Below are 12,978 nucleotides of genomic sequence, written 5' to 3'. Positions count from 1 at the left end.
ATGATTTCCGAACTCAAGAAGGCGACCGAGCAGAAGATGCAGAAGTCGCTCGAGGCGCTCAAGACCGACCTCGCCAAGATTCGTACCGGTCGCGCCCATACCGGCCTGCTCGACCATGTACAGGTCGAGTACTACGGTTCCATGGTGCCGATCAATCAGGTTGCCAACATCACCCTGATCGATGCCCGCACGATCGGCGTCCAGACCTGGGAAAAGCCGATGCTCGGCAAGGTCGAGCGGGCCATCCGCGACAGCGATCTTGGTCTGAACCCGGCCAACATGGGCGAAATCATCCGCGTGCCGATGCCACCGCTCACCGAAGAGCGACGTCGCGACCTGACCAAAGTCGTGCGCCAGGAAGGCGAAACGGCCAAGGTTGCAGTGCGCAACCTCCGTCGGGATGCCAATCAGCACCTCAAGGATGCCGTCAAGGACAAGACGATCTCCGAGGACGACGAGCGTCGCACCCAGGAAGACATCCAGAAGCTCACCGACAAGTACGTGGCCGAGATCGACAAGCAGCTCGCGCAGAAAGAGCAGGAACTGATGCAGATCTGATCCCTCCGGATCGACTGTTCCCAAGCGGACGATACGGGGTAGGGGATCATGGGCACTTCAGGCTTCAGCAGTTCGACCCGGGGCATCCCCGAAGTCGCCGAGGTTCCACGCCACATCGCCATCATCATGGACGGCAATGGGCGCTGGGCACGCAAACGCTTCATGCCGCGCATCGCCGGCCATACGCGCGGCGTCGAGTCGGTCCGCGAAACCATACGCGCCTGCATGGATCGCGGCGTCGAGTACCTGACGCTTTTCGCCTTCAGCTCCGAGAACTGGCGCAGGCCCGCCGACGAGGTCTCCTTCCTGATGCAGCTCTTCATCAAGTCGCTGCGCAAGGAAGCCAATCGCTTGCACCAGAACGGTATCCGCCTGCGTGTCGTCGGCGATCTCGAACGATTCGAGCCCAAGCTGATCGCCGCCATCCGGGAGGCAGAAAGCCTGACTGCCGCCAACACCCGCTTCACCCTCACCATCGCGGCCAACTACGGTGGACGCTGGGACATCATGAACGCGGTGAAGCGGCTGTTGCAACGCCACCCGGACAGAGCGGGCGACTTCAACGAGGACGATCTCGCGGCAGAGCTGTCGATGAGCTACGCGCCGGAACCCGACCTGTTCATCCGTACCGGCGGCGAGCAGCGCATCAGCAACTTCCTGCTGTGGCAGCTCGCCTACACCGAACTGTATTTTACCGACACCTTGTGGCCGGATTTCGATGCCGCCGAGCTCGCCAAGGCGATCGCGTCCTATCAGGGCAGGGAGCGTCGCTTCGGCCGGACGAGCGAACAACTGAAGAGCAAACCGGAAGCAGCGGCTCCGCTTACCGATCCGGGCACCCATGCTTAAAACGCGGATCATCACCGCACTCATCCTGCTGTTCGGGCTTCTGGCTGCCCTCTTTCTGTTCCCGGCTGTCCTGTGGCTTGCCTTCTGCGCGGCAATCTGCGGTGCTGCCGCGTGGGAATGGGGCACGCTTGCGCGCTTTCAGTCCGGCCTGCACATCGCCTTTGCCGTGTTTGCCGGAGCGGCGGCGCTACTGCTCGGCCTTGTCGCCGGCCTGGGCGAGCAGGGGGCATCTAACCCCAGAGCCCTCGCACCGCTCTACCTCGCAAGTGCGGCATTCTGGGTGTTGGCGATGCCCTGGTGGCTGGCCCGGAAGTGGCAGATCGGCAGCATAGCCTCCGGTGTCGCGGTCGGCCTTATTGTGCTGCTGCCGGCGACGCTCGCCCTCGCTCACTTGCGGCAGCTCGGCCCGTGGGTACTCCTGGCAGCCTTGTCGGTTGCCTGGGTTGCGGATATTGCAGCCTATTTTGCTGGTCGCGCCTTTGGCCGGCATAAGCTCGCGCCCAACATCAGCCCGGGGAAAACCTGGGAAGGCGCCTACGGTGCCGCCGCTGGCGTCGTGCTGTTCGGCATCCTGGCAGTTCACGCAAGCGGATTGCGCCCCTTGTCCGTCACGACGCTCCTTACCCTTATTCCCTTGCTGCTCGGGCTGACCGCCATCAGCGTCATCGGCGATCTCTTCGAGTCTCTGCTCAAGCGCCAAGCGGGCGTCAAGGACAGCGGCAACATCCTACCCGGACACGGCGGCATACTCGACCGCATCGACAGTCTCACCTCCACGCTACCGTTGATGGGCCTTGCCGCACTCTGGCTCACCCGCTGACCATACAATCCGCCCTATGTCTGCCTCCCGTATCCAGCAGATCACCATCCTGGGTGCTACCGGCTCCATCGGCGCCAGCACGCTGGACGTCATCTCCCGCCACCCGGATCGCTTCGCCGTCTTCGCCGTCACGGCCCACCGCCAGACCGAACGTATGGCCGAGATCTGCGTCCGTCATTCACCGCGCTACGCAGTCATGGTCGATGCGCAAGCGGCACGGGAGCTGACGCTCAGTCTCAAGCGCGCGGGTTGCAAGACTGAAGTACTCGCCGGCACCACGGCACTCGACGCCGTTGCATCGCATGACGATGTCGATGCCGTGATGGCGGCCATTGTCGGCGCCGCCGGGCTGAACCCGACGCTCGCAGCCGCGCATGCGGGGAAGAAGATCCTGCTGGCCAACAAGGAAGCGCTCGTTCTTTCCGGACAGCTGTTCATGGATGCAGTGGCGGCGTGCGGTGCTCGCCTGCTTCCGATCGACAGCGAACACAATGCGGTCTTCCAGTCATTGCCGCCTGACTACGGTCGCCAGCCCACCGCCTGCGGCGTACGGCGCATTCTTTTGACCGCGTCCGGCGGGCCGTTTCGCGATACGCCGCTCGATGCACTGGAGTCGGTTACGCCCGAGCAGGCCTGCGCCCATCCAAACTGGGTGATGGGCCGCAAGATCTCCGTCGATTCGGCCACCATGATGAACAAGGGGTTGGAGGTAATCGAGGCGCACTGGCTGTTCGGTGCCCCGGCGTCCTTGATCGAGGTCGTCGTCCATCCGCAGAGCGTGATTCATTCGATGGTCGACTATGTCGACGGCTCAGTCGTCGCCCAGCTCGGCAATCCGGACATGCGCACACCGATCGCACATGCGCTGGCCTGGCCGCAACGGATCGAAGCCGGCGTCCGCCCGCTCGACCTCTTCGAGATCGCGCGCCTCACTTTCGAGCGGCCGGACTTCACACGCTTTCCATGTCTTGCGCTCGCGTACGAGGCCTTGCGCCTGGGCGGTTCGGCCCCTGCAGTCCTAAACGCCGCCAATGAGGAAGCGGTCGCAGCCTTCCTCGACGGCGTCCTCGGTTTTCGCCGTATCGCCGAAGTCATTTCGGCGACAATGGAACGGACGGGGCAACTGGCGGTCGATTCCGTCGATGCCGTGCTCGACGCGGATCGCCACGCCCGCCGGATCGCGCGGGAAGAGATACACAGCCGACGGCGCTACTGATGAACCTGCTTGATTACCTCATACCGTTCGCCTTCGCGCTCGGCCTGCTCATCCTGATCCACGAGCTCGGCCATTATCTGGTTGCGCGCTGGTGTGGCGTCAAGGTGCTGCGTTTCTCCGTCGGCTTCGGCAAACCGCTGCTCGTTCGGCGTGCCGGGCGCGACGGCACCGAGTGGGCCTTGGGCGCCTTTCCACTGGGTGGTTACGTCAAGATGCTCGATGAGCGCGAGGGCGAGGTTGCTGCGGCCGAACGTCATCGCGCCTTCAATCGCCAGCCCGTACTCCGCCGTTTCGCCATCGTCGCGGCGGGCCCGCTGGCTAACTTCCTGCTGGCCATCGCACTTTACTGGGGGATCTTCGTTGCAGGCAGCGACGAACTGAGCCCGCGCCTGGCCTTGACGGCGGCGAGCACGCCGGCCGCGGCAGCCGGCATCCAGGATGGCGATCTCGTGCTGGCAGTGGATGACGAACAGGTGCGGAGCTGGCAGGAGTTGCGCTGGGTACTGTTGCGACACGCGCTCGACAACCGTCGCGTCGTCCTGCAGATCCGGACGCTGGAAGACGTCGAGACCCTGCGTACGCTGGACCTCACCGGCATCCCGGTCGACGACGGTCAGACCGACCTGATCGCGCGCATCGGTGTGTCGCCATGGCGGCCGCTGATTCCGGCAGTATTCGGCAAGGTAGCCGAAGATGGCGCTGCCGCGCGTGCCGGCCTGCGCAGTGGCGACGAAGTGATCTCGATCGACGGTGAAGCCATCGACGGCTGGAGCGCGATGGTCGCCAAGGTGCGCGCTTCGGCAGGCGAAGTGCTGCTCTTCCAGATTCGCCGCGCCAATGAAATGCTCGAGCTGAGCGTGCGCCCGGACGAGGCCAACGAGCAAGGTCAGCGCTTCGGCCGCATCGGAGTGGCCGTTGCCGAAGCGGCAAGCGGCGGCGTGTCGATGTTCACCCGGGTTCGATACGGACCGATCGAAGGCTTTGCCAAGGCCGTCCGCCAGACCTGGGAAACCAGTGTGCTGAGCCTGCAGATGATAGGACGGATGTTTACCGGCGAAGTATCCTGGAAAAACCTCTCCGGCCCGGTGACGATAGCCGATTACGCCGGTCAGACTGCCCAGCTCGGTCTCGGCCATTACCTCAAGTTCGTGGCGCTGATAAGCATCAGCCTGGGCGTCCTGAACCTGCTGCCCATCCCGGTGCTGGATGGCGGGCATTTACTGTATTATACGATCGAGATCATAAAAGGCGGTCCGATTCCGGAACGCATCATGGAGATCGGGCAACAAATCGGTCTCGTCCTGCTCGCACTGCTTATGGCATTTGCGTTCTACAACGACATAAACCGTCTCATTTCCGGCTAATTACCTGCATGAACCGCAAGCTTCTCCCAGGGCTGATCATGGCCCTTTTCGCCGCTGCGCCGGCGTTCGCGTTCGAACCTTTCGTAGTCAAGGACATCCGGGTCGAAGGCATCCAGCGCACCGAGGCGGGGACGGTGTTCAACTATCTGCCGGTCAAGGTCGGCGACACCTTCGACGAAGGGCAGGCAGCGGACGCGATCCGCGCCCTGTTCGCCACCGGTTTCTTCCGCGACGTGAAGATCGAGGTCGAGAACAACGTTCTCGTCGTGCTCCTCGACGAACGGCCCGCGATCTCGCAGATCGATTTCGTCGGCATCAAGGAATTCGACAAGGACGCGCTCAAGAAGAGCCTGCGTGAAGTCGGCCTGGCCGAGTCGCGCATTTTCGACCGCGCGCTGCTCGACAAGGCCGAACAGGAACTCAAGCGCCAGTATCTGTCGCGCGGCAAGTATTCGGCGACCATCACCACCACCGTGACGCCGCTCGAACGCAACCGCGTCGGCATCAACTTCACGGTGGATGAGGGCGATGTGGCGAAGATCCGCCAGATCGGCATCGTCGGCGCCAAGGCCTTCGACGAGGACGAACTGCTGGAACGCTTTCAGCTGACGACGCCGGGCTGGCTGACCTGGTACACCAAGAACGACCAGTACTCGCGCCAGAAGCTGTCCGCCGACCTCGAGAACCTGCGTTCCTTCTACCTCGACCGTGGCTACCTCGACTTCAACATCGACTCCACCCAGGTGTCGATCACGCCGGACAAGAAGGATATCTACATCACCGTCAACGTCACCGAGGGCGAGCGCTACACCGTCACTGGCGTGCGCTTCACCGGCGACCTGATCCTCCCGGAATCCGAATACCTTGCGCTGGCGACGATCAAGCCGGGCGAGATCTTCTCGCGTGAGCGCCTCACCGAGACCACCAAGGCCATCACCGACCGACTGGGCAACGAAGGCTATGCCTTTGCCAACGTCAATGCCGCGCCGGAAGTCGACAAGGAAAAGCGCGAGGTGGCATTTACCGTGTTTGTTGACCCCGGTCGTCGCGTGTATGTGCGCCGTATCAACGTCGGGGGCAACACCAAAACGCGCGACGAGGTCGTGCGGCGCGAACTGCGTCAGATGGAAGGCGCCTGGTACGACTCGGCTGCGATCAACCGGTCCCGCACCCGTGTCGATCGGCTCGGCTTCTTCGACGAGGTCAATGTCGAGACTCCGCCGGTTCCCGGCACGACCGACCAGGTCGACGTGAACATGACGGTGAAGGAACGCGCGACCGGCAACCTGATGCTGGGCGCCGGTTTCTCGAGCTCGGAAAAGGTCGTGCTGTCGGCCTCGATCTCGCAGCAGAACCTCTTCGGCAGCGGCAACGCGATGACGCTGGGTCTGAACACCAGCAGCTCCAGCCGCACCTACGCACTGTCCTTCACCAATCCGTACTACACGGTCGACGGCGTCAGCCTGGGCTGGGACCTCTACCACCGCACCTATGACCCGTCGGAATCCTACTCGGTGTCGCCCTACAAGACGGTGTCCACCGGTGCGGGCCTGCGCCTCGGCTACCCGATTGCCGAAGACGACAGCATCAATTTCGGCCTGACCATCGATCGCACCAAGATCACGACTTATCAGGAAAGCTCCGAGCTGTACCGGAAGTTCTGTATCGAATACAACAGCGCTTGCGAGAACGGCGAGACTGAACCGACGACCCCCTCGGCCTGGAATACGTCCCCGTACGGCGTCGGCACTGTAACGGTAAACAGCCTTACTGCGAGCGCCGGCTGGTCGCGCGACAGCCGCGACAGCTACCTCTACCCGCGCAAGGGTGTGTATCAGCGCGCCCACGCCGAAGTGGCCGTTCCGCCGGGCAAGCTGCGCTACACCAAGCTCAATTACCAGTACCAGCACTGGTTCCCGCTGGGCCGCGACTATGCGCTGATGCTCAACGGCGACGTTGGCTGGGCCAAGGGTTACGGCGACAAGGAAGTTCCGTTCTACAAGAACTTCTACGCAGGCGGTATCGGCTCGGTGCGCGGCTTCGAACAGAGCACGCTCGGTCCGAAGGACTCCGATGGCGACGCAATCGGCGGCACCCGCAAGATCGTCGGCAACGCCGAGTTCTACTTCCCGATGCCGGGCTCGGGTTCCGACCGCTCGTTCCGGATTTCCGCCTTCCTCGATGCCGGTTACGTGTGGGGTGAGGACCAAAAGCTCAAGTTCGGCGACTTGCGCTACAGTACCGGCCTGGCGTTCGCGTGGAACTCGCCGATCGGCCCGCTGAAATTCAGCCTCGGCATGCCGCTGAAGAAAGAAAGCGACGACGAGATCCAGCGGTTCCAATTCCAGTTGGGTAGCATTTTCTGATCACCCGGCACATCGAGTCTTGTTGGAGGCATAAGTGAAAGTCAGCACCCTCTCCGTGCTTGCAGTGGCATTGATCGGCATGAGCCAGGTGGCCCACGCGGAAACCAAGATCGGTTTCGTCAATTCCGACCGCGTGATGCGTGAAGCCGGCCCCGCCGTACGGGCCCAGCAACGCCTGGAAAAGGAATTCGAGAAGCGCGACCAGGAACTCCAGCGCATGGCCAAGGACCTCCAAAGCATGCAGGAAGACCTCGACCGTAACGGCGCCACCATGGCCGAGTCTGACCGCCGCAACAAGGAACGCGCGTTCAACGACCTGAATCGCGACTTCCAGCGCAAGCAACGCGAGTTCCGTGAAGACCTGAACCAGCGCCGTAACGAGGAACTGGCGTCGGTTCTCGACAAGGCCAACCGTACCGTCAAGCAGATCGCCGAGGCCGAAAAGTTCGACGTCATCCTGCAGGAAGCGGTCTACGCCAGCCCGCGCATCGATATCACGGACAAGGTCATCAAGTCCCTGTCCGAGGGCAAGTAAGCCCCTTCCCGGCCCATGTTCCGTCTCGATGAGCTGATCGCGCGACTGGGCGGGGAACTCGTGGGCGACGCCACCGTCACCGTGCGTCGCGTGGCAACCCTGGACCAGGCAGGCGAGGGCGATCTTTCCTTCCTCGCCAATCCCAAGTATCTGTCGCGCCTGAAGTCGAGCCGGGCCGCCGCGGTCATCGTCGGCGAGTCTGCGCGCGACCTGCTGGCCGACCGCCCGCGTATCGTCACCCGCGATCCCTATCTGTATTTCGCCCGCGTGGCGCAACTGTTCAATCCGCCCGCCGCTGTCGTGCCCGGCATCCATCCGTTGACCGACGTTGCCAGCGTGCTGCCGGCCAGCGCTTCGGTTGGGGCCGGAGCGACGATAGGCGAGGGCGTCGAACTGGGGGCGGATGTGGTCATCGGAGCCGGCAGCCACATCGGCGCCGGCGTGCGCATCGGCGCCGGTACCCGACTCGCGCCACGGGTGACGATCTACCCCGGTTGTGTCGTCGGCGCGAACTGCCTCATCCACGCCGGCGCCGTCATCGGCTCCGACGGTTTCGGTTTTGCCCGCGAACAGGACGGTGCCTGGGTCAAGATTCCGCAGGTCGGCCGTGTCGTGATCGGCGACGACGTCGAGATCGGTGCCAACACCACCATAGACCGCGGTGCGCTCGACGACACGGTGATCGGCAAGGGCGTGAAGATCGACAATCAGATCCAGATCGGCCATAACGTGCGTATCGGCGACTACACCGCCATCGCCGGCTGCGTCGGCATCGCCGGCAGCACCCAGATCGGCGCCCGTTGCATGATAGGCGGTCAAGCCGGCATCATCGGTCACCTCACCATAACCGACGATGTGGTGATCTCCGCCGGTACGCTGGTCACCAAGTCCATCCACAAGCGCGGCGTCTACACCGCCAATCTACCCGTCCAAGCCCACGCGGACTGGGTCAAAAACTTCGCCCACCTGCGCCATCTCGATGGTCTCGCGGATAGAATACGCGCCCTCGAACAACGCCTAGAAGAACAGGACTCCGCCTGATCGCCATGGATATCAACGAAATCGTCCAGTACCTCCCGCACCGCTATCCCTTCCTGCTGGTCGACAGGGTGCTGGAGCTGGAAGAGAACAAGCGCATCCTTGCGCTCAAGAACGTGACGATGAACGAACCGTTCTTCCCCGGCCATTTTCCCCATCACCCGGTGATGCCCGGCGTGCTCATCGTCGAAGCCATGGCTCAGGCCGCTGCCGTGCTCTCGTTCAAGAGCATGGGCGTCAAGCCCGACGAGAACTCGGTGGTCTATTTTGCCGGGATCGATGCGGTGCGCTTCAAGCGGCCCGTCGTGCCGGGCGATCAGTTGCTGATGGAAGTCGAGATCACCCAGAGCAAGCGCAACATCTACAAATACAAGGCCGTTGCCCGCGTCGGTGGCGAGATCGCCACCGAAGCCGAACTGATGTGCGCGCTCAAGACCTTGCCATGATTCACCAGACCGCTATCGTTCATCCCAAGGCAAAGCTGGGCACGAATGTCTCGGTCGGCGCTTACTCCATCATCGGCGAGCACGTCGAGATCGGCGACAACACGCGCATCGGGCCCCACGCGGTGGTCGAGGGCCATACCCGCATCGGCCGCGACAACGACATCTTCCAGTTCTGCTCGATCGGTGCATCTCCCCAGGACAAGAAATACGACGACGAGCCGACACGGCTCGAAATCGGTGATCGCAACACGATCCGCGAATTCTGCTCGTTCAACGTCGGCACCAGCCAGGACGCCCACGTCACCCGCATCGGCAGCGACAACTGGATCATGGCCTACGTGCATGTGGCCCACGACTGCCAGGTCGGCGATCACACCATCTTCGCCAATAACGCCACGCTCGCCGGCCATGTCCATGTCGGCGACTGGGCCATTCTCGGCGGCTTCACCGGCGTACACCAGTTCTGCCGCGTCGGCGCGCACAGCTTCTGCGGCGTCGGCACGGTGCTGCTGCAGGATCTTCCGCCCTTCGTCACCGTGGCCGGCAATCCCGCCGCGCCCCACGGAATCAACAGCGAAGGCCTGAAGCGTCGCGGCTACAGCAGCGAAGCGATTGCTGCCATCAAGCGCGCCTACCGTGCCCTCTACCGCTCCGGTCTCAAGCTCGACGAAGCACGCGAGAAGATTGCCGAGATCGTCGCCGAGCACGCGGAAGTCGCACCGCTCGCAGAGTTCATCGCCCAGTCCAGCCGCGGCATCGTCAGGTGAAACCATGCCGCCGAGAATCGCCATGGTCGCCGGAGAAGCCTCCGGCGACCTGCTTGCCAGCCACCTGATCCGCGCCATCAAACGCCATCTGCCCGACGCCGAATTCTTCGGCATCGGCGGGCCCAAGATGCAAGCGGAAGGTTTCGATGCACGCTGGCCAGCCGAGCTGCTCGCGGTGCATGGCTACGTCGATGCGCTCAAGCGCTATCGGCAACTCTCCGCCATCCGCAAAACCCTGCTGAAGCAGATCCGTCGCGAACGGCCGGCCGCCTTCATCGGCGTCGACGCGCCGGATTTCAATCTGTGGCTCGAAGGCAAGGTCAAGGACGCGGGCATGCCTGCCATCCATTTCGTCAGCCCCTCGATCTGGGCCTGGCGGGGCGGGCGGATCAAGCGCATCGCGCGCTCGGTGACGCGCATGCTTTGTCTGTTCCCCTTCGAACCGGAACTCTACGATCGCGCGGGCGTGCCGGTCAGCTACGTCGGCCATCCGCTCGCCGACGTCTTTCCGCTGGAACCCGATCGCGCGGCCGCCCGCGAACGGCTCGGCCTGCCCACCGATCGCAAGATCATCGCACTGCTGCCCGGGAGCAGGCAGTCCGAGGTCCGCAATCTCGCCGACACCTTCATCGAGACCGCCGCGATCCTTGCCCAGCGCTTCGAGGATGTCAGCTTCCTCGTCCCGCTGGCGACCCGCGAGACCCGCGAGCTTTTCGACGAGGCACTCGCCCGCAACAACGGTACCGAGCTGCCGATCCGCATGCTGTTCGGCCACGCAGTCGATGCCATGACGGCGGCCGACGCCGTGCTCGTGGCCAGCGGCACTGCCAGCCTGGAGGCCGCGCTGCTCAAACGGCCGATGGTGATCAGCTACCGCATCGGCAAGTGGCAGTACCGCCTGATGAAGCGCATGGCCTACCTGCCTTGGGTGGGGCTGCCCAACATCCTGTGCCGCGAAACCTTGGTGCCGGAGCTGCTGCAGGACGACGCCACGCCGGTCAAGCTGGCTGACGCGCTCGCCCACTGGTTGAACGATCCGGCTGCCTGTGCAGCGCTCGAGCAACGCTTCGCCGAACTGCACCTGAGCCTGCGGCAGAACACCGCCGAACGCGCGGCGGCAGCCATTCTGCCCTATCTCATGAACCAACCCGCATGCCAGCCCAGCCGCTTGCCCGCCTGATCTGCGGTATCGATGAAGCCGGCCGCGGCCCGCTTTGCGGACCGGTTGTCGCCGCTGCCGTGATCCTCGATCCTGCAAGGCCCATCGTCGGCCTTGCCGATTCCAAGAAACTTACCGAACGCGCCCGCGAACGACTCGCGCCGCTGATCCGCGAGCAGGCCCTGGCCTGGGCTGTGGCAGAGGCCAGTGTCGAGGAAATCGACCGCCTCAACATTTTCCACGCCACCATGCTGGCGATGCAGCGTGCCGTTGCGGCGCTGGCCATAACACCGAGCGAAGCGCTGATCGACGGCAATCGCTGCCCGCCGCTGTCCATCCCGGCGCGCGCCATCGTCAAGGGCGATGCGACCGAGCCGGCCATCTCCGCGGCGTCGATCCTGGCGAAGACGGTTCGCGACGCCGGGATGAGGGAGCTCGACGCGCGCTACCCCCAATACGGACTCGCCGGCCACAAGGGCTATCCGACGGCCGCGCACCTGGCCGCGCTGAAGCGTCACGGTGTCGCCGATTTCTATCGCCGCAGCTTCGCACCGGTTCGCGACCTGCTGATCAATCCGCCACTGTGGACAGAGGAGGAGGGCGCATGACTCTGCACCACCTGATGCTCTTCCTGCACCTGGTCGGCGTCGTGGTCTGGGTTGGCGGCATGGCCTTCGCCTGGGGCTGCCTGCGGCCGGCAGCGACGCAGCTCCCACCCGCCCAGCGCCTGCCGCTGTGGTCCGGCGTGTTGTCGCGCTTTTTCGGTCTGGTCTGGATCGCGATCGCGCTGATCCTGCTTTCCGGAATCGCCATGTTGCTGGAAGTCGGGATGGGGCAGGCACCCAAGGCCTGGCACCTGATGGCACTCACCGGCGCGGTCATGATCGCGATCTTCGTATCGATCTGGTTCGGCCCCTGGCGGGCATTGCGTTCCGCCGTCGGCCGGGAGGATTGGGCGCAGGGCGCCGTGGCGATGAACCGGATCCGGAGCCGCGTCGCTTTCAACCTCGGACTCGGCCTGCTCACCATCGCGCTCGCGACCCTGGGACTGGGCTACTGATCCAGGCCATGAAGTCCATCAGCTCGCGCGACAACCCGCTGGTAAAGCAGCTGCACGGCCTCGCCAACAACCCGCGCGACCGCCGCAAGGCCGGCGCAACCCTGCTCGACGGCGCCCATCTGATCGCCGCTGCGCGCGTAGCGAGCTGGCCACTGACCCAGATCGTGGTGTCCGACAGCGGCTACGCGCGCGAGGAAATCCGCCGGCTGCTCGAAGACATCGGAGATTCCGTTGCGCTTGTGCGCATGAGCGACGTAGTCTTCGCCCACATCAGTCCAGTCGATTCTCCGTCTGGCGTGCTGGCCGTCGCGGACCTGCCGCCCCAGCCTTCCCTGCCGGCAAACTCCGGCTCGATGATCGTGCTCGATGGGGTGCAGGATCCGGGCAATCTCGGCGCCATTCTCCGCACCGCCGCAGCAGCGGACATAGGCGACGCACTGCTGACACCCGGGTGCGCGCAGGCCTGGTCGCCACGCACACTACGCGCCGGGATGGGAGCGCATTTCCTGATCCGCATCCACGAGCAGGCCGATCCGGCGCTCGTGCTGGCCGGCTATCCCGGGCAAATTCTCGCGACGGGGCTCGAGACCGGCGCGCGTTCGCTCTATGAACTCGACCTGCGCGGTCCGGTCGCCTGGCTGTTCGGGGCGGAAGGGCAGGGCTTGAGCAAGGCCGTGAAGGCGCTCGCATCCGGCCTCGTCATCATTCCGATGGCGGAAGGCCTGGAATCGCTCAATGTCGGTGCGGCCGCAGCGATCTGCCTGTTCGAACAGCGGCGCCAGATCCACGCCGCCTGAAGT

General features: G+C 64.0%; 14 protein-coding genes. All 14 read left to right on the top strand.

Translation table 11 applies throughout. The features are described from left to right. The 14 genes from frr to CJ010_RS12495 are packed head-to-tail and all read left to right on the top strand — an operon-like array spanning position 1 to position 12,975. Positions 1 to 558 carry a ribosome recycling factor gene (frr, locus tag CJ010_RS12560; protein ID WP_141018344.1) on the top strand — a complete coding sequence of 186 codons (558 nt, stop codon included), beginning with the start codon at positions 1 to 3 and terminating at the stop codon, positions 556 to 558. A 48-nt stretch (positions 559 to 606) separates the two neighbouring features. Beyond that, positions 607 to 1,407, top strand: a complete 801-nt coding sequence (gene uppS / locus CJ010_RS12555; RefSeq protein ID WP_141018343.1) for a polyprenyl diphosphate synthase — start codon at positions 607 to 609, stop codon at positions 1,405 to 1,407. Continuing rightward, positions 1,400 to 2,227 carry a phosphatidate cytidylyltransferase gene (locus CJ010_RS12550; protein WP_141018342.1) on the top strand — a complete coding sequence of 276 codons (828 nt, stop codon included), beginning with the start codon at positions 1,400 to 1,402 and terminating at the stop codon, positions 2,225 to 2,227. Before uppS ends, CJ010_RS12550 begins: the two co-directional genes overlap by 8 nt. Positions 2,228 to 2,243: 16 nt before the next feature. Further along, a complete protein-coding gene (gene ispC / locus CJ010_RS12545; RefSeq protein WP_141018341.1) occupies positions 2,244 to 3,443 on the top strand; it encodes a 1-deoxy-D-xylulose-5-phosphate reductoisomerase in 1,200 nt (399 codons plus the stop codon). Continuing rightward, the gene (gene rseP / locus CJ010_RS12540; protein ID WP_141018340.1) at positions 3,443 to 4,807 is read left to right on the top strand and encodes an RIP metalloprotease RseP; all 1,365 of its coding nucleotides are present in this window, start codon (positions 3,443 to 3,445) and stop codon (positions 4,805 to 4,807) included. Before ispC ends, rseP begins: the two co-directional genes overlap by 1 nt. A gap of 8 nt (positions 4,808 to 4,815) precedes the next feature. Next, entirely contained in the window at positions 4,816 to 7,173 is a 2,358-nt protein-coding gene (gene bamA / locus CJ010_RS12535) for an outer membrane protein assembly factor BamA (RefSeq protein ID WP_141018339.1), read from the top strand. 34 nt (positions 7,174 to 7,207) lie between these two features. Further along, entirely contained in the window at positions 7,208 to 7,708 is a 501-nt protein-coding gene (locus CJ010_RS12530; protein WP_141018338.1) for an OmpH family outer membrane protein, read from the top strand. Positions 7,709 to 7,723: 15 nt separating this feature from the next. Beyond that, complete coding sequence (gene lpxD / locus CJ010_RS12525) at positions 7,724 to 8,749, top strand: UDP-3-O-(3-hydroxymyristoyl)glucosamine N-acyltransferase (RefSeq protein ID WP_141018337.1); 1,026 nt, start codon at positions 7,724 to 7,726, stop codon at positions 8,747 to 8,749. Positions 8,750 to 8,754: 5 nt separating this feature from the next. Beyond that, positions 8,755 to 9,192 carry a 3-hydroxyacyl-ACP dehydratase FabZ gene (fabZ, locus tag CJ010_RS12520; RefSeq protein ID WP_141018336.1) on the top strand — a complete coding sequence of 146 codons (438 nt, stop codon included), beginning with the start codon at positions 8,755 to 8,757 and terminating at the stop codon, positions 9,190 to 9,192. Next, positions 9,189 to 9,959, top strand: coding sequence for an acyl-ACP--UDP-N-acetylglucosamine O-acyltransferase (gene lpxA, locus CJ010_RS12515; RefSeq protein WP_141018335.1), 771 nt, complete (start codon positions 9,189 to 9,191; stop codon positions 9,957 to 9,959). Before fabZ ends, lpxA begins: the two co-directional genes overlap by 4 nt. Before the next feature lie 4 nt (positions 9,960 to 9,963). Beyond that, positions 9,964 to 11,139, top strand: coding sequence for a lipid-A-disaccharide synthase (gene lpxB, locus CJ010_RS12510; RefSeq protein ID WP_141018334.1), 1,176 nt, complete (start codon positions 9,964 to 9,966; stop codon positions 11,137 to 11,139). Then, positions 11,112 to 11,726 carry a ribonuclease HII gene (rnhB, locus tag CJ010_RS12505; protein ID WP_141018333.1) on the top strand — a complete coding sequence of 205 codons (615 nt, stop codon included), beginning with the start codon at positions 11,112 to 11,114 and terminating at the stop codon, positions 11,724 to 11,726. The genes lpxB and rnhB overlap by 28 nt, the downstream gene beginning before the upstream one ends. Further along, positions 11,723 to 12,178, top strand: coding sequence for a CopD family protein (locus CJ010_RS12500; RefSeq protein ID WP_141018332.1), 456 nt, complete (start codon positions 11,723 to 11,725; stop codon positions 12,176 to 12,178). The genes rnhB and CJ010_RS12500 overlap by 4 nt, the downstream gene beginning before the upstream one ends. Positions 12,179 to 12,186: 8 nt before the next feature. Next, positions 12,187 to 12,975: an RNA methyltransferase gene (locus tag CJ010_RS12495; RefSeq protein WP_141018331.1), complete on the top strand. Its 789-nt coding sequence runs from the start codon at positions 12,187 to 12,189 to the stop codon at positions 12,973 to 12,975. The last annotated feature ends 3 nt before the right edge of the window (positions 12,976 to 12,978 follow it).

The sequence above is a fragment of the Azoarcus sp. DD4 genome, from assembly GCF_006496635.1.
Classification (GTDB): Bacteria; Pseudomonadota; Gammaproteobacteria; order Burkholderiales; family Rhodocyclaceae; genus Azoarcus.
The sequence above is the reverse complement of the archived record's forward strand: the minus strand, read 5'-3'. Positions and strand labels throughout refer to the sequence as shown.

Coding starts and splice junctions, on each gene's coding strand:
- lpxD (WP_141018337.1), top strand. CDS start 7,724: ATGTTCCGTCTCGATGAGCTGATCGCGCGACTGGGCGGGGAACTCGTG.
- rseP (WP_141018340.1), top strand. CDS start 3,443: ATGAACCTGCTTGATTACCTCATACCGTTCGCCTTCGCGCTCGGCCTG.
- lpxA (WP_141018335.1), top strand. CDS start 9,189: ATGATTCACCAGACCGCTATCGTTCATCCCAAGGCAAAGCTGGGCACG.
- lpxB (WP_141018334.1), top strand. CDS start 9,964: ATGCCGCCGAGAATCGCCATGGTCGCCGGAGAAGCCTCCGGCGACCTG.
- CJ010_RS12500 (WP_141018332.1), top strand. CDS start 11,723: ATGACTCTGCACCACCTGATGCTCTTCCTGCACCTGGTCGGCGTCGTG.
- fabZ (WP_141018336.1), top strand. CDS start 8,755: ATGGATATCAACGAAATCGTCCAGTACCTCCCGCACCGCTATCCCTTC.
- CJ010_RS12550 (WP_141018342.1), top strand. CDS start 1,400: ATGCTTAAAACGCGGATCATCACCGCACTCATCCTGCTGTTCGGGCTT.
- frr (WP_141018344.1), top strand. CDS start 1: ATGATTTCCGAACTCAAGAAGGCGACCGAGCAGAAGATGCAGAAGTCG.
- rnhB (WP_141018333.1), top strand. CDS start 11,112: ATGCCAGCCCAGCCGCTTGCCCGCCTGATCTGCGGTATCGATGAAGCC.
- ispC (WP_141018341.1), top strand. CDS start 2,244: ATGTCTGCCTCCCGTATCCAGCAGATCACCATCCTGGGTGCTACCGGC.
- bamA (WP_141018339.1), top strand. CDS start 4,816: ATGAACCGCAAGCTTCTCCCAGGGCTGATCATGGCCCTTTTCGCCGCT.
- uppS (WP_141018343.1), top strand. CDS start 607: ATGGGCACTTCAGGCTTCAGCAGTTCGACCCGGGGCATCCCCGAAGTC.
- CJ010_RS12495 (WP_141018331.1), top strand. CDS start 12,187: ATGAAGTCCATCAGCTCGCGCGACAACCCGCTGGTAAAGCAGCTGCAC.